This is a genomic window from Aliidongia sp., assembly GCF_035943795.1.
Lineage (GTDB): Bacteria > Pseudomonadota > Alphaproteobacteria > ATCC43930 > CGMCC-115725 > Aliidongia.
In genome coordinates this window covers 58,357-77,545 of record NZ_DASZBY010000140.1, presented here as the reverse complement: position 1 = coordinate 77,545, position 19,189 = coordinate 58,357, and the positions used below count along the sequence as shown (strand labels likewise).

Sequence of the window (19,189 nt, the reverse complement as noted above, 5' to 3'; positions counted from 1 at the left end):
CCGATCGTCAGAGTCCGGCGAGCGCCCCCAGCTTCAGGATCGTGTTCCAGTTGCGGCCGGTCGCCGGACCCAGCTTCGCCTCGATCTTCGGTCCGGTCAGCTTCGACCGTCCGATGCCGTCCGGATAGACGACATAGGCCTCGGCACCCGAGGCCCGCACCCGCTCCGGTCCCGTGATCGCCGCCTGAAGCGCCGTGACGGCCGAGGCCGCGGGCGCGGTCTTGAGGAATTGCACCAGCAGATGGCTCGGATCGTCGGCGGCTTCCTGCGCAAACGGGTTTCGCGCGATGATCTCCGCCCATTCCTCAGCACTGCGCACGAAGAAGCCGATGGTCAGACCCAGCCGTTGCGCGGCGGCGGCCTCCAGACGTTTTTCCAGCGCGGCCCCGGCCGGTTCCTTCGTCTGGAAGACCAGGTTGCCGCTCTGCAGCAGCGTCTGCGGCTCGTTCAGGCCCAGGTCCCGGGCAAGATCGCGCAGGTCCGCCATGGCGACCCGGCTGTTGCCGCCGACATTGACCGAGCCCAGCAGGGCGACGTGGTAGGTCATGGCCGCTCAGCCGAGCGCGTCGATCGCCATGGCCAGCGCCACGTCGCGGGCCGAGAGCCCATCCACATCGTGGGTGGTCAACAAGATCTCGACCTTGTTGTAGACGTTCGACCATTCCGGGTGATGGTCGGCCTTCTCCGCCAGCAGGGCGACACGGGTCATGAAGCCGAAGGCCTCGACGAAATCGCCGAACCGGAAGGACTTGCGGATCGCGTCGCGCTCCGCCACCAGGCTCCAGTCGGCCAGTTCGCCCAGCGCCGCCTGCCGTTCCGCATCCGTCAGTTTTGCTACCATCCGTCTCGTCCCTTTCTCGTCCCGGCGGGGTGCGGCATCTTGGCCCAGCGCATGGTCGTCGCCATATCGCCAGGATCGTCGTCAGCACCGTCAGTGAGAGCCGCCTTTACCATGCCCGACGAACCAATCCTACCGCCCAGCCTGGATGATCTGGAAAGCCTGGCTCGCGAAGCGTTCGAGGGCATCCCGCCGACCCTTGCCAGCTTCGTCAAGGACGTCGAGATCCGCGTCGATGATTTTCCCGACGAGGACACCGAGCGCGAGATGGGGCTGGAAAGCCCGTTCGACCTGCTGGGCCTGTATCGCGGCGTCGCCCTGCCGAACAAGAGCGTCAGCGCCACCGCGTCCGACCTCGACCGGATCTTCCTCTATCGTCGACCGATCCTCGACTATTGGTGCGAGACCAACGAAGATCTCTACGACATCGTCCGCCACGTACTGATCCACGAAATCGGCCATCATTTCGGGTTCTCCGATGCCGACATGGACCGGCTGGAGGGCGAAGCGGAGTAAGCGGTGGCCGCACCGCACCCTGCGGCATGGAGTCTGCAATTGAATTCCTGAGATCCCTCTCGCCCGCCGAAAGCACAGGGTCCGGGGATCGAACGACGAAGGATTCTGCGATGCTGGCAACGATGATCCCGACCGACGCCGCGAGCGAGGACAGGACGCTCCTGGGACCGGAGCGCACGCTCTACAGCGTCTCCTTGCCAGCCGATGAGATGCCCGAGGATCGGCTGACCAGTATGCATCGCAAAGTCCTTTCCTATTGGCGGGCCAAGCGCGGCGCCTTCGCTGCACCGCGCCGGAGCGACATCGACCCGTGCGACCTGGGAACGGCATTGCCCCATCTGGTCCTTTGGGAGATCGATGGCGTGCCCGACTACCGCTGCCGTCTGGCGGGAACCAACGTCTGCGAAAACCTGATTGGCAATATGCAAGGCATTCTGCTGGGCGACCTGCCTTGCCCGCTGTTGCCCGAAACCCGCCGCGAGTTCGACGCCGCACGGGACGACGGTCTGGTGACCCTCGCCGAACGCACTTTGAACTGGCTCGGCCGGCCGCTGATCTACTATCGCCACCTGCTGCTGCCGTTGGTCGACGACGTCGGCCACTGCCATCAGTTGATGAGCGTGCTGACCTTTCACAAGACGGCCGAGAACTAACGCCGATCATCGTCGGCGATCGCGCGGCATCCGTCGAGGAACACGCGCACGGCGAAATCGGCCCGTCGGTCGAGGGCATCCTGGTCCGGCGTGGGCCCGATGCCGAGCATGGCGCGGCGATGAATGCCGCCAATCGCCAGATGCAGGAACTGCTCGGCCGCAACGTCCGGATCCTCGATCCTCACGCGGCCCGCGGCGTGCTGTTCCGCCAGAAACCGGGCAAGCATCGCCTGGATGCGGGCGGGACCATTTTCATAATAGCCCTGGGCCAGATGCGGGAAAGCGCGCGCCTCCGCCTGGATCATGGCCGACAGCATCAGACCTTCCTGGTTGACTGCACCAGCGAGCACGTGCCGGGCGTAGGCGCGCAGGGTGCCGGGCAGCGCGTCGTCCTCGACCGCGACCTCGCCCAGGACATCGAACCATCGGTCGAAAAGGCGGCGCAGCACCGCGCCGAACAGCGCGGCCTTGTCGCCGAAGCGCCGGTAGATCGTCTTCTTGGCGATGCCGGACCCGCGGGCCACGGCTTCGATCGTGGTGGCACCATACCCGTGGCTGAGAAACGACTTGGCGGCGACGTCGAGCAGATGTTCGAGCCGGCGCGCCGATTCGGCTCGGGTCGGCCGGCCGCCGGTCCGGGCCCGGGACGCGGAGATCGTGACGCGCTGTTCACCCATGACGCAAACATGCGGCCGGCGATCGTCGGGGACAAGGCCGAGCTTAAGGACCGAGCGTGCCGTCGACACGACGCCGCAAGGCCTGCCACGGCTGTCCCGCGGCCAGCGGGACAATGTCGGCATCGAAGTACCGGACCGGCGATGGCGCAAACGCAAACCGCGCCGCCAAGGCTGCATCGAGCCTTGCCCGATCCGCCGCTTGGGCAGCTTCGTCCGGCAGCGGCACGAGCCAGAGCGGCGGCAAGGTCGGCGGTGGGATCGCCGGATCGGCATCGTCGGGCTGACCCGGCAGAATCAGATGCGAACTGTCCGGCGGCGAAATCACAGTCTCGTCCGGCTTCATGATCGTAGTGCTGCCGGCCTGGTCCTGTGCCCAGGCGGACACGGCGGCCATCAGGGACATGCCCCCGACGATTGCAACCAAAGCCCGCATGCCGCCCCCGTCCGTTTTCCCTCCAACGGAGGAGACGGCCGTTTCATTCCATCAGGGATTGTCGTCGCCGAGCACCGCCTGCACGCGGGCGCGCAGCACCGGCAGCAGGTCTTCGGCGAACCAGGGATTGCGTTTCAGCCAGCCGGTGTTGCGCCAGCTCGGGTGCGGCATCACCAGGCGGTCCGCCGGTTGCTCCCGCCAGGCCGCGACCCGTTCGGTGACGCTCTGCCGTCCGCCACCCGGCAGATAGACCCGATGGGCGTGCAGGCCGATCAGCAGGGTCAGCCGGACTGCCGGCAACAGCGGCAGCACCTGCTCGTGCCAGCGCGGCGCGCATTCCGGCCGCGGCGGCAGATCGCCGCCATGGCGATCGACACCTGGATAGCAGAAGCCCATTCCCATGATCGCCACCTTGCTCTCGTCGTAGAAGGTGGTGCGATCGATGCCCAACCACTCGCGTAGCCGGTCGCCGCTGCGGTCGTTGAACGACAGCCCGGTCTCATGCACCCGCGTACCGGGCGCCTGGGAAATGATCAGCAGGCGGGCGGTGGCGCTCGCCCGGATGATCGGCCGCGGCCCGCGCGGCAGATGATCGGCGCACAGCCGGCAGGCACGGATATCGGCGAGAGTCTGGGCGAGATCGGCAGTCATGGCATGGCGCATATGGCATCCCGGCATCGGCGCTTCTAGGATGGCGCCGCGCACGGCTGGGAAATGGCCAGGACATGCGAGACGCCCCAAAGGAGAGAATTCTTGCCGGACGCCAGTGCCACCGATATCGCAGCCACCCTCGCGAGCGCCCTCGGCGACGATCCGTTCTACTGGTCGATCACCGAAGGCTTTGGCGATGACGAGGCCGCGCGGACCGATTGCCTCGATCGATATTTCCGGCTCTCGCTGGCGGAAGGTCACGAGGTCGGCCGGGTCGTGATCGCCGGAGACGACGGAGCCGCGATCTGGGTTCCGCCCGGGGATGAAGCCGTGCTGGCGGCCGCCCGCGCGCGCAAACACGCCGCCTTCGCCGACCTGCTCGGCGCGCAGGGCTTTTCGAACTACCGGCGCATCATCGATTTCATGGACGCCAACCTCGTGGCCGGGATCGCCGAATCCGCCTGGTATCTTTCCATCCTGGGCGTGGCGACATCCGCGCGCGGTCGCGGCCTGGGCGGCCGACTGCTGGCGCCGACGCTCGCCGAAGCCGACACCCAGGGCGCCGCCTGCTATCTCGAAACCTTCAATCCCTTGAGCCTGCCGTTCTATGGTCGGCACGGCTTCCGGCCGTCGGAGCCCATCGTCGAGCCCGTGACGGGCGCACCATATTGGGCGATGGTCCGGGCGGAGAAATCGTCATGACGCAAGTGCTGGAACTCGGCCTCGACACGTTCGGCGACGTCACCACCGGACCGGACGGGCGCCTGCTCTCCCATGCCCATGTCATCCGGAACGTGGTCGACGAGGCGGTGCTGGCCGACGGCCTGGACATCGACTTCTTCGGAGTCGGCGAGCACCACCGGGCGGACTTTGCCATCTCGGCGCCCGAGGTCGTGCTGGCGGCGATCGCTGGACGCACCCGGCAGATCCGGCTGGGTTCGGCGGTCACCGTGCTGAGCTCGGACGATCCGATCCGCGTGTTCCAGCGCTTCGCCACCCTGGACGCCGCCTCGAAAGGACGCGCCGAAGTAATCCTGGGCCGCGGCTCCTTCACCGAATCCTTCCCGTTGTTCGGCTTCGACCTGTCGCAATACGAGGAATTGTTCGAGGACAAGCTCGACCTGTTCGCGGCGCTGCGCGGGCAGGATGCCGTGACCTGGCAGGGCAAGACCCGCCCGCCGCTGACCGGTCAGCGGGTGTTCCCACCGGTCGAGGCCGGTGCGCTGAAGACCTGGATCGGCGTGGGCGGCAGCCCGGAATCCGTCGTCCGCGCCGCCCGGTATGGTCTGCCGATGATGCTGGCGATCATCGGCGGCGACCCGGCCCGGTTCCGGTCCTACGTAGACTTATACCACCGCTCCTTCGCGCAGTTGGGCCAGCCTGCACCGCCGATCGGCGTCCACTCGCCGGGCTACGTCGCCGAGACCGACGAGCAGGCGCGCGCGGAACTCTGGTCGGACTACAAGCAGATGCGCGACCGCATCGGTGCCGAGCGCGGCTGGCCGCCGATGGGCCAGGCCGAATTCGATCGGGAGGCGGATCAGGGCTCGCTCTATGTCGGGTCGCCGGAAACGGTCGCCCGCAAGATCGCCGCCACCGCGAGGACGCTCGGTCTCGCCCGGTTCAATCTGAAATACAGCGCAGGCCCGTTGCCGCACGACAAGCTGATGCGCAGCATCGAGCTCTACGGCAGCAAGGTGATGCCGCTCGTCCGCGACCTGCTGGCCTGAAGGGAGGACCCGGGACCATGCGCTCGATCGTCATCCTGACCGGGGCGGGCATCAGCCGGGAATCCGGGCTCGCGACCTTCCGCGACGCCGACGGCATCTGGGCCAAGGTGCGCATCGAGGACGTGGCGACCCCCGAGGCGTTCCGGGCCGATCCCGCCCGGGTCCAGGGTTTCTACAATGCCCGGCGCCGGCAATTGCTGGATGTGGCGATCCAACCCAACGCGGGCCACCGGGCGCTCGCCCGGCTCGAGCGGGAATGGCCGGGCGACCTGATGCTGGTCACCCAGAACATCGACGACCTGCACGAGCGCGCGGGCTCGCGCCATGTCCTGCACATGCATGGCGAGTTGCTGAAGGCGCGCTGCACCGCGTGCGGCCGGGTCGTGCCGGTCGCCGAAGACCTGACGCCGGAGCTCGTCTGCGCCGGCTGCGACAGCGCCGGCACGCTTCGGCCCCAGGTCGTCTGGTTCGGCGAGATGCCGCTGCACATGCCGGAGATCGAGGCAGCCCTGGCCCAGGCCGACCTGTTCGTTTCGATCGGCACGTCTGGGAACGTCTATCCTGCCGCCGGCTTCGTCGCAGACGCGCGCCGCGCCGGCGCCCGCACGATCGAACTCAATCTCGAGCCCTCGGAAGGCGCCAGCCTGTTCGACGAGGCCCGCTACGGGCCGGCGGGAACATTGGTGCCCGCGTTCGTCGATGACCTGTTGCGGGGGGACCGGACCGGGCCTACCGCAGCACCGCGGCGAGCGCGCGGAGATAGTCGGCCCGGGTGACGGGATCGAGCCACTCCAGATAGAAGGCGTCCCAGGGGCGATCCGGGCCGGCGGCATCGATCAGCCGGTCGATCGCGGCGATGACGGCCAGGCCGATCGGTCGCTTGGAGCAACCGATGTAAGCGGGAACCAATCCCGTGCTGCCGGCGATCGGCCGGCTGAGGTAGGACAGATCCGCCCCGCCCAGCTCGCTGAGGAAATTCGTCTTTTCCGGATTGCCCTCGAGCCGGCTCGCCCACCATCGCGCCTCGATCGGAAAGCCGATGGTCCAGTCGAAGCGACCGCTCGCCAGCATGTCGAAATGCCCGGGGCCGCGGATCGAGACCAGGCTGGCGCTGTCGCCCGGGCGCTTCTGCGCCTCGGCCATGGCCCGGTCGATGCCGCTCGAATAGGAGCGGCCCAGCTGCAAGCTGCCGACGAACGATTTGTCGGCCAGCAGGGCCGGCAGATCGACCTCACCCTGGCCGTTCAGATGGGCGGTGAGCGCCGCCGACCGCTGGGCGCTCACGATCAGCTGGTTGGGCAGGGTCCAATAGACCGGGCGCGAGAACTGGGTGTCGATCTCGCGTTCCGACGTCTTGAACATGGCGCCGCCACAGATGCCGTCAGCGGCCGCGAGCATGTCCTGCAACCTCTTGGAATTCGCGGTGATCACCTCGTGCCGGTAATCGGGCAACCGCGCCAGGAACCAGTCGAGCGTCTCGTCCGCATAGCCGCGCGGCCCAGCACGAAGGGTGATGTGGATCGGCGGCGGGACGGCCATGACCCAGGTCAACCGCGGCTGCGCCTGGTCGTCCGCGCGCGCCATCCCGGACGGGAGCAACGCCAGCGCCGACAGGGCAGCCGCGAGGAAGCGCCAACCCGTCATGCCGCCCGTATGCTCCGAAATTCAAGGGAAGTGATATATTAGCTGGTACTTATGCCCAAGCCGGATCGTCCGGGCCACCGATTTCGAACGCGCGCGGCGAAATACCCAAGCGCCGGCGCATCTCGCCGACGTCGTAGGCCTTGTCCTCGACCAGGCGACGCAGGCTGCCGCCGAGCCCGGAGAGCCTCGGCACCAGGGTCAGCAGCCGGCCCAGCGCCGAGAACAGCCAGCCAGGCACCGTCAGGATGACGACCGGCCGGCCGATGCCGCGGGCGATCGTCCGGACCATCGCCCCATAGCTGATCGGCGCCGGACCCGCGATGACGATCGGCGAGCCCGGGGCCTCATCGCGCAGGAGTGCCGCCGCGAGCGACGCCGCCACGTCGGCGATATGGATTGGCTGTACCAGGGTCTGCCCGCCGTCCGGCAACGGCAGGAAACGCGAGCGGCGCAGCTTCGCCGCCAACGCATCAATGACGCTACCGCCGCCGCCATAGATCAGACTGGCCAGCAGCAGGACGCTCGGCATCGGATACTGGGCCAGCAGCACTTCGGCCCGCCGCACATGCTCGGCCGTCGCATCGGGCACCGCCGAAAAGCGCCGGGTCGAGCCCATGAGGACCAGCCGTTCGGGCAGCGGCACCGGCAGGGCGGCGAGGATCGCCGGCACATGGACGGCATTGGTGCAGCTGACCACACGGTCCGCATCGGCGAGCGCCGCCCGCAGCGCCGGCCCATCATCGAAATCGGCTGCCCGGCGTGTGATCCCGCCGGGCAGCCGGGCTAGTTTGGCCGGGTCACGGCCGACGGCGACGACGTCATGCCCCTCGGCCAACAGATGCCGAACGAGCGCCTGTCCCAATCGCCCGGTTGCCGCCAGTACCGTGACCCGCATGCTCGCTCAATCCGCCAAGACCTCGTCCGGCACCAGATAATGGTATCCCAAGGCCTGAGCAACGGCTTCGTGGGTGATCCGGCCGTGGGCGACGTTGAGGCCGGCCTTGAGATGGGGATCGTGCTTGAGCGCGCGCTTCCATCCCCGGTCGGCCAGCGCCATGACGAACGGCAGGGTGGCGTTGTTGAGTGCCACGGTCGAAGTCCGGGCGACCGCGCCCGGCATGTTGGTGACGCAGTAATGCACGACGCCGTGTTCGACATAGGTCGGGGCGTCGTGGCTGGTCGGACGCGAGGTTTCGAAACAGCCGCCCTGGTCGATCGCGATATCGACCATGACCGCGCCCGGCTTCATCTGGCGCACCATGTCGCGGGTCACGAGCTTCGGGGCCGCCGCACCCGGGATCAGCACCGCGCCGATCACCGCATCGGCATCGATGACCGAGCGCTCGATGTTCTCCGCCGTCGAGAACAGCGTGTGCAGCCGGGCGCCGAATTGCATGTCGAGCTCGTTCAGGCGCTGCAGCGACCTGTCGATCACGGTCACATGCGCCTCCATGCCCATCGCCATGCGCGCGGCATTGGTGCCGGACACGCCGCCACCCAGAATGACGACCTTGGCTGCCGGCACGCCCGGAACGCCGCCCAGCAGCATGCCGGCACCACCCTGCTGGGTTTCCAGGCAATGGGCCGCGACCTGCACCGACATCCGGCCGGCCACTTCGCTCATCGGCGCCAGCAGCGGCAAGCCGCGGCGCACGTCGGTCACGGTCTCGTAGGCGATGCAGATGCTGCGCGACTGGATCAGCGCCTCGGTCTGCTCCTTGTCGGCGGCCAGATGCAGGTAGGTGAACAGGATCTGCCCGTCGCGCAGCATGGCGCATTCGCGCGGCTGCGGTTCCTTCACCTTCACGATCATGTCGGCGGCGGCGAAGATCTCGTGCGCCGACTCCGACAGTTCGGCGCCGACCGTGGCATAGGCCTCGTCGGAGAAGCCGATGGCGGCGCCGGCGCCACGCTCCACCATGACGCGATGGCCGTGATGAACCAGTTCGCGCACGGAACCGGGCACGAGCCCGACCCGGTTTTCGTTGATCTTGATTTCTCTGGGTACGCCGATCAGCACGATCCGTCTCCTCCCGGTGGATCCTGGACGGCCGTCTCTCCGCGCGTTCGCGCTGTTCCGAGGGATACCGCGCGATCAGTCGATGTCGCGCAGTACCTTGGCGAGAAGGCCGAACATCTCGTCGATTTGATGCTTTTCGATGATCAACGGCGGCGAGAGCGCGATGATATCACCGGTTGTCCGGATCAGCAGCCCCTGCTCGAAACATTTCACCAGCGCCTCGTAGGCCCGGGCGCCGACCTTGCCCGGCCGCGATTCGAGTTCGATGCCGGCGACGAGGCCGATGTTCCGGATGTCGATGACATGGGGCAGGCCCTTCAGCGCGTGGGCCGCCTCTTCGAAATAGGGCGCCAGCGACGCCGAGCGCTCGAACAGCCCTTCCTCGCGATAGAGGTCCATCGTGGCGATCGCGGCGGCAGACGCGATCGGGTGGCCGGAATAGGTGTAGCCGTGGAACAGCTCCATGGCGTTGTCCGGCCCCTGCATGAAGGCCTGGTAGATCTTCTCGCGCGCGCCGACCGCCGCCATCGGCACCACGCCGTTGGTCAGGCCCTTGGCGAGCGTGACCATGTCGGGCAGCACGTCGAAATGCTCCGACGCGAAGCTGGAGCCCAGGCGGCCGAAGCCCGAGATCACCTCGTCGAAAATCAACAGGATGCCGTGCTTGTCGCAGATCTCGCGCAGGCGCTTCAGATAGCCCTTGGGCGGCACCAGCACGCCGGTCGAACCCGCGACCGGCTCGACGATGACGGCCGCGATGTTGGACGCGTCATGGAGGGTGACGATCCGCTCCAGTTCGTCGGCCAGATGTGCGCCCCAGGCCGGCACGCCGCGCGAGAAGGCATTCTCGGCCAGGTTATGGGTATGGGGCAGATGGTCGACGCCGGTCAGCAGCCCGCCGAAGAATTTGCGGTTGTTGACGATGCCGCCGACCGAGATGCCGCCGAAGCCCACGCCGTGGTAGCCGCGCTCGCGCCCGATCAACCGGGTCCGCGTGCCCTCGCCGCGCGCCCGATGGTAGGCGAGCGCGATCTTGAGCGCGGTGTCCACAGCCTCGGATCCGGAATTGGCGAAGAAGATCCGGTCGAGATCGCCCGGCAGCATCGCAGCCAGGCGCGATGCCGCCTCGAACGCCTTGGGATGGCCGATCTGGAAGGTCGGCGCGAAATCGAGCTGGGCGACCTGGGCCTGCACCGCCTCGACGATCTTCTGCCGGCCATGGCCGGCGTTGCAGCACCAGAGCCCGGCGGCACCGTCGAGCACCTTGTGCCCGTCGGCCGCCACATAGTGCATATCCTTGGCCGAAACCAGCAGGCGCGGCGCCGCCTTGAACTGGCGGTTCGCCGTGAACGGCATCCAGAAGGATTCGAGATCGTTCGGCATCGCGATTTCGGACATGGCGGCGTGCACCTGAAGGAGACTGGACCTGCTGCCATTGTCAGAGCTTTGCCGCCAATGGGACAGGCTATTTCTTTGGCCGATCAACCGCTTGAAATCATTGAGCCCGACCCTGTTTTCGTTAAATATGTTGAACAGTCGAAACAGAGGGGCCGCCGCCATGAGCGACGACGTCGGTATCCGCCTCGGCGCCATCAGACGGCTGCACGGCCTGTCGCAACGGGCGCTGGCGCGCAAATGCGGCGTGACGAACGCCACGATCTCGCTGATCGAGAGCGGCAGCGTCAGCCCGTCCGTAGGCTCGTTGAAGCGCATCCTCGATGGCATTCCGATCGGCCTCGCCGAATTCTTCGGCTTCCCGCTGGCCGACCAGGAGCGCGTGTTCTTCGCGGCCGACGAACTGGTCGAGATCGGCGAGGGCGGCATCTCGTTCCGCCAGATCCTGCCCGACCTCAAGGGCCGCGCGCTGCAGATCCTGCACGAGCGCTACCAGCCGGGCACCGACACGGGGAAAGTGCTGCTGCACCACGAGGGGCAAGAGGGCGGCGTGATCATCCGCGGACGGCTGGAGGTCCAGGTCGGCAACGACAAGCGGGTGCTGGGGCCCGGCGACGCTTATTATTTCGAAAGCAACAAGCCGCACCGCTTCCGCAACGTCGGCGACGAGGTCTGCGAAGTCGTCAGCGCCTGCACGCCGCCGAGCTTCTGAGAGCGGCCGGCATCGGGGCGCGGCGCTGGTACCGTCGCCATATCCGCGCTAGCATGCTGCCCGGCTACCGAAGAACCGGCGAAAAGCGGGCATGAAGCCGATGCGAGGGGAAATGACCCGAGCGAAGCGGCCACGGGATGGAACGTTCGAAGCATCGTCGCGCCTCGGGCGCGCGGGCCGTCGATGGGTGTTTCTCGGCTTTTTTTCCATCCTGATCGGACCTCCCGCCGCTGCCCAGGAATGGCACGGGCCGACCACCGGCCCCGCTGCCGCCCCGGGTAAACGGATCGTCGTCGTCGCCGAGAATATGCGGAACGATGGGATCGGCGGGATCGTCGCGGACTTGAACGAGGCGGCCGGGGTCCTGCAGTGGCATATTGTCACCCTCGATGCGGCAGGCGATGAGGCCAGGCTGGCCGACGCCTTGCGCATCTCGGTTTCCGGCGATGTCGGCGACGGCACGGCAGCCGACGGCGTCGTGCTGGCCGGCCTCGATGCCGTCAGAGGCATGCCGGACTATGGCGACGCCGCCCAGGAACGCGCGCTTCCGCTGGTCGGTTGGCATGTCGGGCCCAGGCCCGGCCCGGTGCCGAGCACGCCGGTCGCGATCAACGTGACCACCGACCCTGCCGCGGTCGCGCGCCTGGCCGCCAAAGCCGCGATCACCCGGTCGAACGGCCGTGCCGGCGTCGTCATTCTGACCGACTATCGCTACGCGATCGCGGTGTCGAAGGCGCGCGGCATGGCCAACAGCATCAAGGCCTGCGGGCAATGTACCCTGCTGGAGCTCGTCGATGTGCCGCTCGCCGACACCGCGACCCGCATGCCCGTCGAGATCGCCCGGCTGATGCAGCAGTATGGCGGAGAACTGACCGACATCCTGGCGATCAACGACCTCTATTTCGACGATGCGACCGCCGAGCTGCAGCGCGAAGGCATCGCACCGGACCGGATTTCGCTGATTTCCGCCGGCGACGGCAGCCCCAGCGCGCTCGATCGGATCCAGCGGGGCTACTACCAGACCGCGACCGTCGCCGAGCCCTTGGCGCTCCAGGCCTGGCAATTGCTCGACGAGTTGAACCGGCTGATGGCCCGCCAACCCGTCAGCGGCTTCGTCGCCGACCCCATCGTCGTCACCCGTACCGACCCGGCGCCTGCGGTCGCAGATTTCCGTACGATCTATCGGCGGATCTGGCAGCGCTGACGCCCCCCCTTGCATCGCGCGCCGCGCCGACCGAACCTTGGGATCGGATCAGGACGCTTCAGGGACGGCACACATGGGTTTGTATCGGGGCATGGATCGCGATGCGCTCGGGCGCGGCTACAACAATGGCGCGGCGGTGCCGGACGTGCTCGACAAGATGGCGGATTTCGCCCGGCGCAGTGCGGCGGTCTACGACAGCTTCGACGTGAAGCGCGATCTGCCTTACGGCGCCAAGCCGCGCCAGCGGCTCGACTGGATCCCAGGCCCGCGCGTCGGCGCGCCGACCCTGGCCTTCATCCATGGCGGCTATTGGCAATCGCGGGCAAAGGAGGAATTCGCCCATGTCGCCGCCGGCCCGCTCGCGCGCGGCTTCAACGTGGCGCTGATCGAATACTCGCTGGGACCCGATGCGCGCATCGGCGCGATCGTCGACGAGATCGGCCAGGCGGTGGATTTCCTGGCGTCGCATTTCGCCGGCTGGGGGGCCGACCCGAGGCGCCTCTGCCTGTCCGGCCACTCCGCCGGCGGCCATCTCGCCGCCAGCCACCGCGCCCACCCGGCCGTGGCCCTGGTGCTGGGCATCAGCGGCCTCTACGACCTGGAGCCGATCAGCCTCTGCTACCTGAACGACAAGCTCGACCTGATCCCGGAGGAGGTAACGCTGCATAGCCCGGAACGGCATGTCGGGCCGGGCGTCAGGACCCTGCTGACCGTGGGCGCAATAGAGCTGCCGGAGTTGATCCGCCAGACCGGCTCGTATGCGGGATTGTTGCGCGACGGCGGCGAGACCGTCGAGGAGATCGCGGCACCGAACCACGACCATTTCACCGTGCTAGAGACCATCGCCGTTCCGGACGGACCGGCGCTCGAAGCGGTCGCCCTGGCGTTTTCCTGAGGCGGCATGAGCGACCGTCCCGACTTGCCCTGCCCGGTTCGCCCGGCGCATGATCTGCGCCCGCCTTGCGGGTCGGACCTAGCAAGCCGAAGCGACCCGCCGGGACGGCGACGGCCTCGACGAGGCCAAACGACGAAGAGGATTGGACGATGGATCTGGGTCTGACGGGCAAGCGCGCCCTGGTCATGGGCGGCGGTCGCGGCATCGGCCGCGGCATCGCGACGGCCCTGGCGGCCGAAGGCGCCTCGGTCGCGATCGTCTCGCGCAATCGCGAGGCCCTGGAGCGGGCGGCGCTGGAGATCGGCGACAAGACGGGCGCACCGATGATGGCCGTCGCGGCCGACCTGGGCGACCGCGCCAGCATCGCCAAGGCGTTTCACCGTATCGCCGAGGCGTTCGGCGGCGTCGACATCCTGATCAACAATTCCGGCGGTCCGCCGCCGTCCGGCGCCGCCGGCATCGCGCCGGAACAATGGCAGACCCAGTTCGAGGCGATGGTGCTGAACGTCATCGGCCTGACCGACCTGGCGCTGCCCGGCATGCGCGCGCGGGGCTGGGGCCGGGTGCTGACCGTGGCCTCGTCCGGCGTCATCCAGCCGATCCCGACCATCGGCATGTCGAACACGTTGCGCTCGGCGCTCGTCGGCTGGTCCAAGACCCTGGCGGGCGAGGTCGGCAAGGACGGCGTCACCGTCAACATGCTGCTGCCCGGCCGGATCGCGACCGAGCGCGTCGCCCAGCTCGACAACATGGTCGCCGGCCGCCAGGGCAAGCCGGTCGAGGAGATCGCCGCCAAGGCCGCCGGCGACATCCCGGTCGGCCGCTACGGCACGATCGAGGAATTCGGCGCGGTCGCCGCCTTCCTGGCGAGCGACAAGGCGAGTTACGTCACCGGCTCCATGATCCGCATCGACGGCGGCGCCACCCGATCGATCTGAACCCTCGAGCATCGTCGTGAGATCGGAAGCCCGGACAACGGTCCTCCGCCTCGCGCCGACGCACGATCAGACGGCGTAGACGACAGTGTCGGTCATCCACGGCGAATAGTGCCGCAGGAACAGGCGATACTCCGGCCGGATGGCGAGAATGGTCCGCGGGATCTGCAGAAGATCATCGGCGAGGTGATACGCGCACACCGCCAGTTTCGGGGCGCAGCGGCGGATAGTGTCGCGCGCGCCGTTCAGCGCCGGCACCTCGGCGCCCTCGATGTCCAGCTTGATGAGGGTCGCGTCGTCGATGCCCCGGTCGTCCAAGGCCACGACCGGCACCGTGATGGTTCCGGCGGTGCTGAGGTTGCTGCCGAGCGAGCCGTCGCTGCGGAAGGACAAGCGGGTCGTCTCGGACCAGAGGCCCGCCTCGACCAGCGTCAAATTCGACCGGCCCGCAAAATTGTGGCGCAGGGCCGCGGCACTCTGTCCGTCCGGCTCGAAGGCGTGGATATGGGTCGCCTCCCCACCGGTGAACCGGTCGAAGGCCCGGATCGAATCGCCGTCGAAGGCACCGCCGTCGACCAGGATTTCCGAGTGCGACAGCGGAAAGATGCCCGAACCGAAATACATCTCGTCGTAGTGAAAACGCACCATGTCGAGCCAGTGGCGTGACCAGGACAGCCGGTGGAGCAGCAGGCAATAGTAGGTCCTGAGACTGAGCTCGTCCGCGAACCGGTCCAGGTGCGGATTGGCATGCGCCAGGGTTTCGATCGTTTCCACGACACCGTGGGCCCGGCCGTGGGACAGCAGTCCCTCGCGCCGCATCGCCTGGAACAGACTCAGCACCGGCACGCCGGCCCGCGCCGCCAGCGCCGCGAAATGCGCGACGGCGCCGTCGCTGGCGCAGCACATGACGGCGACCAGATCGGGCGCCCGGTGAGCCACGTCGAGGAACGCTGCGTCGCCGACGAACTCCCTCTCGTAGCGAGCCTCGCCGATGCGGACATTGTCGACCAGGGCGACGACGTGGTGTCTCTCCACGAGATGCCGGACGAACTCCTGCGGGAAGGCGGCGCCGGCGCCGAGGAGCGCAACGGGACGCCCCTCCAACGCGATATCCCGTGTCTCCGGCGGCTCGAGCAGTCGCCCGTCCTTGATCTCGGCGCGTTCGTATCGATCGAGCAGTCGGTCGACCTCCGCCTTGAGTTCGTCGACCGTACAAGCGCTGGTCAAATCGGTTCTCCCCTTTGGGCCGGGAGGCCACGATAGCCTATCGATGGTCTCTTGCCGACGGGTTGAAGCGCCGATCAGAAGAACAGGCGCGCAGCCAGTTGGAATTGGTCGTCGACCGAGCGGGGCGCCAGGCCTGTGCCAAGGCGGGCGTTGCGCGTACTGTCGATGCGCAGCGCCTCACCGGTCAGGCGCAGCCAGTCGAGCGGCCGCCAAGTGACGGCGAGCGTGCCGGCCATGCCGTGTTCGCCGAGGTTCCTGTCGAAATCGTCGTTGAAGCCCCCGGTGCCGAACCGGTCGATCCGCCCGGCGACGCGCCAGTCGTCCCGCTGCCAGCCGACCAGCACATAGGCGGCATAGAAGTGGGTCGTAGTCGAGCCAACCGGGTCGTAGGCGACGCCGGTATCGCCCAGCATACCCTGGGCGAGGAAGGTCAAGTCGTCCAGCTCCGACCTGGCGCCCAAGCTCCAGAATCGGGTATGCCATGGCTTGTCGTGCAGGCTGGCGTCGAGATTGGCGTCATTGTCGTAGCGCAGCACCGAAAGCTCGCCGTAGGCCGGCATCTTCCAGGTGGCACCGGCGTACCAGCCGGGGCGATTGTCGTCCTCGTCGAAGGTGCGGCTGGTCGATTCCGGTCCGAACAGGTTGGGCAGGCGCACCCGGCCACCCAGCGGCGTGATGGTGTCCGACAGGTTCCAGCCGCTGGACGCGAGCAAGGTGCCGGCAGCGCTGTTGACCCCGAAGATCGCAGCCGTCGCCGTCAGCATGCCGGCATCGCCACGCCATTCCAGCGTCGGCTCGACGCCGATCGTGCGCAGCTCCTCGCCAACCCAACTGTTGATCGCCGAGGGCGTCACGGTCCAGGGACTGGTCCAGCCGACGCCGGTGCCTTCGAGGGAGATCGGCGGGAAGAACGCACCGGCCTTGACCGACCAGCGCCAGGCGGTGGTCGAGACCGGCCGATAGCGCAGATACGCCTCGTCGGCCCCGACGATGTCGCGCTGCCCGGGATCGTAGCGCAGGTCCAGCACCCCCGTCAGGGCCGGCGTGATCTGCACCCATGGCACCAGGACGACGCCGCCGGCTCCGGGCTCGAACCGGCCGCCGCCGTAGCGCAGCTTGCCGAGGCCGCCCTTGATCCAGCTCTGCTCGTCGCCCGGCTGGACCAGGCGGCCGTCCACGAAACCGTCGAGGTGAAGATCGTCGAGATCGAACGCCTGCGCCTGATCGGCCCCTGTCGCGAGAAGCCAGATGGCGAGCCCTGCCGCTCGCCACCGATCGGTCATGACGCTTCCTGCAGCCGCTTGCCGCGCCAGCGCGCGTCATTCAGGAAACGGTTGAAGACGTCGGCCGGCATCGGCTTGGCAATGTGGTAGCCCTGGCCATGGTCGCAGCCGTAGCCCGCCAGCAGCGCCAGGGTCGCCTCGTCTTCGATGCCCTCCGCCGTGACGCTGTAGCCCAGGCGATGGCCCAGCTCGACCACGGACTGTACGATCGTGCGGTCGTCCGGCGTCTCGGCCAGCTTGAGGATGAAGCTCTTGTCGATCTTGAGCTCGCGCACCGGCAGCCGGCGTAGATAGCTGAGCGAGGATTGCCCGACGCCGAAATCATCGACCGACAGCACCACGCCCTGATTTGCCAGCCGGCGCAGGACGGCGATGGCCGTGTCCGGCTTGCCCATGATGGCGCTTTCGGTCACTTCCAGCACCAGGTTGTCGGCCGGGACGCCGTGGGTCGCCAGCAGGTTCGCCACCCGTTCGGGCAATCCTTCGTCGGCGAGATCGCGCACGGACAAATTGATCGCGATCTTGAGCGCGAGGCCCTTCTGCCGCCAGGCCGCAGCCTGGGCGATGCCGACGTCGAGCACCCAGCGGGTCAGGCGCTGAATGTTGCCGGTCTCCTCGGCCAGGCCGATGAACGTGTCGGGTGGGACGAAGCCGCGCTTGGAGTGGCGCCAGCGGACCAGCGCCTCGGCCCCGCTGATCCGTCCGGCGGCCAGGTCGAGCTTCGGCTGGTAGAACAGCTCGAGGGTATTCTGATCCATCGCTTCGCGCAGGTCGCTCATCAGCGACAGATGGTCGGCCCGATGGGGATCGATGGTGGGATCATAGACCGCCACGCGGGTTTCCGACCCGATCGCCATCATCAGCGCCACATCGGCGTGCAGCAGCAACTCCGCGGTCGACTGGCCATGGACCGGCGCCAGCGCGATGCCGACGACGGCGGCGCTATCGATCGTCAGGTCGCCCTCCTGGTACGGCCGATCGAACAGCTGGGTGATCCGTTCGGCCCAGGCACGGACGGCATATTCGTCGAGGCCCGGCAGGAACAGAGCGAAGGACCGCTCGCCCACCGCCCCCACCTGCACGCGGCCGGCCTCGGCGATGAGCGCGGTCAGGCGTTCGCCGGCGTCCCTCAGCAGCCGATCGCCGATCTCGCGGCCGACGGTGTTGACGATTTCCTGCAGGCGGGCAAGGCCGACGATCACCAAGGCGCCCGACATGTGCCGCGCGGCCAGCACGGGGGCGAGTGCCGCCTCGAATGCCGACCGGTTCAGCAAGCCGGTCGTCGGATCGTGGGCCGCCTGGTGGCGGATGCGCTCCTCGCGCTCGCCGATCGCGCGCGCCATGCTGCCGAGCCCGGCGCTCAGCTGGCCGATCTCGTCTTCCTGGGGCAGCAGCGGCGGCGGCGTATAATCTCCGGCCTCGAACCGCCGCGTCGCGGCGGCGAGCAGTTCGACGGGCCGTGCGACGCTGCGCGCGACCAGCATGGCGCCGGCCAGCGCCAGAATGAGGCCCAGCGCCAGCAGCACGCCGATCGCGACCATGATCGGCTGATATTGCCGCAAGGCCTCGTCCAGCGAATAGCCCAGCACCGCCACGACGCGCGGGCTGCCGCCCGGCGTGGCGAGCGGTGCGGCCAGCACCAGTTCCTCGTTGCCTTGCACGACGGTCTGCAACGGACCGGCGGGCAATGCCGCGCCGGGTTTCGGCAGATGATCGAGCAGCAGGGGCGCAGTGCCGGCGACCGGCCGCCAGGCACCCCCGTCCTCCAACGTCAGTTCGATTGCCTTGGGCAGGGCCGCCAGTCCCTGCAGCTTGTTCAGCAAGGCGTCGTTCAGCGGCACGCAGACCGCGATGAAGGCGATCGGCACCGGCGCCTTCACCGGCACCACGACCATCCAGAAGGCCTGGCCGCCGATCGCGACGACCGATGCGCCCCGCCCGCTGACCGCGGCGGCGTCGATCATTCCCGGAAAGGCGAACGGCACAGGCGAAGCCGTGTCACCGGGCTGGGCGGTATCGACCTCGACCGCACCGTCGAGGCCGACCAGCATCATTCGCGCGGCGCCGACTCGTCCTCCATGGTTGCGGAGCGCCGACAACACGGTCTGGTGTTCGCGCTGGGCGATGGCCTGACGCAGCGCGAAGTCGAGCGCCAGGACCTGGACGTCGGACGCGACCTGGGTGCCGATTTCGTCGAGCTGGCGCACGAACAGGCCGGCGGCATCGGCGAGCTGGCCCTTGCCCTGTTCGATCAGGGTCGCGCGGGTGAAGGTGTAGACCGAGGCTGCCGTCAGCGCCTGGACGAGCACGAGGGTCGTCATCAGGAAGACCGTCAGACGGCGGCGAAAGCCCATGCGGCGTCCGATCCGGGTCATG

General features: G+C 68.0%; 21 protein-coding genes. 9 read left to right on the top strand and 12 right to left on the bottom strand.

The window, feature by feature from the left end; translation table 11 throughout:
- Window positions 1-7: 7 nt before the first annotated feature.
- On the bottom strand, window positions 8-547 hold the full coding sequence (locus tag VGV37_RS27050) for a DUF1697 domain-containing protein (RefSeq protein ID WP_326882919.1): 540 nt from the start codon (window positions 545-547) through the stop codon (window positions 8-10).
- A gap of 6 nt (window positions 548-553) precedes the next feature.
- Complete coding sequence (locus tag VGV37_RS27045; protein WP_326882945.1) at window positions 554-889, bottom strand: 4a-hydroxytetrahydrobiopterin dehydratase; 336 nt, start codon at window positions 887-889, stop codon at window positions 554-556.
- 63 nt (window positions 890-952) lie between these two features.
- Between VGV37_RS27045 and VGV37_RS27040 the strand changes: the two genes are divergently transcribed.
- Both VGV37_RS27040 and VGV37_RS27035 read left to right on the top strand, forming a co-directional pair.
- Window positions 953-1,354, top strand: a complete 402-nt coding sequence (locus tag VGV37_RS27040) for a metallopeptidase family protein (protein WP_326882918.1) — start codon at window positions 953-955, stop codon at window positions 1,352-1,354.
- Window positions 1,355-1,464: 110 nt separating this feature from the next.
- A complete protein-coding gene (locus VGV37_RS27035) occupies window positions 1,465-2,007 on the top strand; it encodes a PAS domain-containing protein (protein WP_326882917.1) in 543 nt (180 codons plus the stop codon).
- Here the strand turns inward: VGV37_RS27035 and VGV37_RS27030 are convergent.
- Genes VGV37_RS27030 through VGV37_RS27020 form a run of 3 tightly spaced genes read right to left on the bottom strand, consistent with a single transcriptional unit; the run spans window position 2,004 to window position 3,780 of the window.
- Entirely contained in the window at window positions 2,004-2,684 is a 681-nt protein-coding gene (locus tag VGV37_RS27030; protein WP_326882916.1) for a TetR/AcrR family transcriptional regulator, read from the bottom strand. The genes VGV37_RS27035 and VGV37_RS27030 overlap by 4 nt on opposite strands.
- 43 nt (window positions 2,685-2,727) lie before the next feature.
- Entirely contained in the window at window positions 2,728-3,117 is a 390-nt protein-coding gene (locus VGV37_RS27025) for a hypothetical protein (protein ID WP_326882915.1), read from the bottom strand.
- Window positions 3,118-3,168: 51 nt separating this feature from the next.
- Window positions 3,169-3,780, bottom strand: coding sequence for a uracil-DNA glycosylase family protein (locus VGV37_RS27020; protein ID WP_326882914.1), 612 nt, complete (start codon window positions 3,778-3,780; stop codon window positions 3,169-3,171).
- A gap of 90 nt (window positions 3,781-3,870) precedes the next feature.
- Here VGV37_RS27020 and VGV37_RS27015 point away from each other — a divergent pair, with 90 nt between their 5' ends.
- The 3 genes from VGV37_RS27015 to cobB are packed head-to-tail and all read left to right on the top strand — an operon-like array spanning window position 3,871 to window position 6,274.
- Complete coding sequence (locus VGV37_RS27015) at window positions 3,871-4,470, top strand: GNAT family N-acetyltransferase (RefSeq protein ID WP_326882913.1); 600 nt, start codon at window positions 3,871-3,873, stop codon at window positions 4,468-4,470.
- Window positions 4,467-5,498 carry an LLM class flavin-dependent oxidoreductase gene (locus VGV37_RS27010; protein WP_326882912.1) on the top strand — a complete coding sequence of 344 codons (1,032 nt, stop codon included), beginning with the start codon at window positions 4,467-4,469 and terminating at the stop codon, window positions 5,496-5,498. The genes VGV37_RS27015 and VGV37_RS27010 overlap by 4 nt, the downstream gene beginning before the upstream one ends.
- A 17-nt stretch (window positions 5,499-5,515) precedes the next feature.
- Window positions 5,516-6,274 carry a Sir2 family NAD+-dependent deacetylase gene (cobB, locus tag VGV37_RS27005; RefSeq protein ID WP_326882911.1) on the top strand — a complete coding sequence of 253 codons (759 nt, stop codon included), beginning with the start codon at window positions 5,516-5,518 and terminating at the stop codon, window positions 6,272-6,274.
- On the opposite strand, the gene VGV37_RS27000 is transcribed toward cobB, so the two are convergent.
- The 4 genes from VGV37_RS27000 to VGV37_RS26985 form a co-directional block, all read right to left on the bottom strand.
- Window positions 6,228-7,142, bottom strand: coding sequence for a hypothetical protein (locus tag VGV37_RS27000; RefSeq protein WP_326882910.1), 915 nt, complete (start codon window positions 7,140-7,142; stop codon window positions 6,228-6,230). The two genes, cobB and VGV37_RS27000, sit on opposite strands and share 47 nt — an antisense overlap.
- Window positions 7,143-7,191: 49 nt before the next feature.
- On the bottom strand, window positions 7,192-8,037 hold the full coding sequence (locus VGV37_RS26995; protein WP_326882909.1) for an SDR family oxidoreductase: 846 nt from the start codon (window positions 8,035-8,037) through the stop codon (window positions 7,192-7,194).
- A 6-nt stretch (window positions 8,038-8,043) separates the two neighbouring features.
- The gene (gene ald / locus VGV37_RS26990; protein ID WP_326882908.1) at window positions 8,044-9,162 is read right to left on the bottom strand and encodes an alanine dehydrogenase; all 1,119 of its coding nucleotides are present in this window, start codon (window positions 9,160-9,162) and stop codon (window positions 8,044-8,046) included.
- Window positions 9,163-9,237: 75 nt separating this feature from the next.
- Window positions 9,238-10,560 (bottom strand): aspartate aminotransferase family protein, encoded by a 1,323-nt coding sequence (locus VGV37_RS26985; protein WP_326882907.1) that lies wholly within the window; start codon window positions 10,558-10,560, stop codon window positions 9,238-9,240.
- Window positions 10,561-10,720: 160 nt separating this feature from the next.
- Here VGV37_RS26985 and VGV37_RS26980 point away from each other — a divergent pair, with 160 nt between their 5' ends.
- The 4 genes from VGV37_RS26980 (at window position 10,721) to VGV37_RS26965 (ending at window position 14,306) form a co-directional block, all read left to right on the top strand.
- On the top strand, window positions 10,721-11,269 hold the full coding sequence (locus tag VGV37_RS26980; RefSeq protein ID WP_326882906.1) for a cupin domain-containing protein: 549 nt from the start codon (window positions 10,721-10,723) through the stop codon (window positions 11,267-11,269).
- A 187-nt stretch (window positions 11,270-11,456) separates the two neighbouring features.
- Window positions 11,457-12,473 carry a substrate-binding domain-containing protein gene (locus VGV37_RS26975; RefSeq protein WP_326882905.1) on the top strand — a complete coding sequence of 339 codons (1,017 nt, stop codon included), beginning with the start codon at window positions 11,457-11,459 and terminating at the stop codon, window positions 12,471-12,473.
- A 73-nt stretch (window positions 12,474-12,546) separates the two neighbouring features.
- Window positions 12,547-13,368, top strand: coding sequence for an alpha/beta hydrolase (locus VGV37_RS26970; RefSeq protein ID WP_326882904.1), 822 nt, complete (start codon window positions 12,547-12,549; stop codon window positions 13,366-13,368).
- A gap of 149 nt (window positions 13,369-13,517) precedes the next feature.
- Window positions 13,518-14,306, top strand: coding sequence for an SDR family oxidoreductase (locus tag VGV37_RS26965; RefSeq protein ID WP_326882903.1), 789 nt, complete (start codon window positions 13,518-13,520; stop codon window positions 14,304-14,306).
- A gap of 66 nt (window positions 14,307-14,372) precedes the next feature.
- Here the strand turns inward: VGV37_RS26965 and VGV37_RS26960 are convergent, their stop codons facing one another.
- The 3 genes from VGV37_RS26960 to VGV37_RS26950 form a co-directional block, all read right to left on the bottom strand.
- Window positions 14,373-15,530 (bottom strand): FkbM family methyltransferase, encoded by a 1,158-nt coding sequence (locus VGV37_RS26960; RefSeq protein ID WP_326882902.1) that lies wholly within the window; start codon window positions 15,528-15,530, stop codon window positions 14,373-14,375.
- 74 nt (window positions 15,531-15,604) lie between these two features.
- Window positions 15,605-16,813, bottom strand: a complete 1,209-nt coding sequence (locus VGV37_RS26955) for a hypothetical protein (protein ID WP_326882901.1) — start codon at window positions 16,811-16,813, stop codon at window positions 15,605-15,607.
- Window positions 16,810-19,188, bottom strand: a complete 2,379-nt coding sequence (locus tag VGV37_RS26950; RefSeq protein WP_326882900.1) for a putative bifunctional diguanylate cyclase/phosphodiesterase — start codon at window positions 19,186-19,188, stop codon at window positions 16,810-16,812. The genes VGV37_RS26955 and VGV37_RS26950 overlap by 4 nt, the downstream gene beginning before the upstream one ends.
- Window position 19,189: the final 1 nt, after the last annotated feature.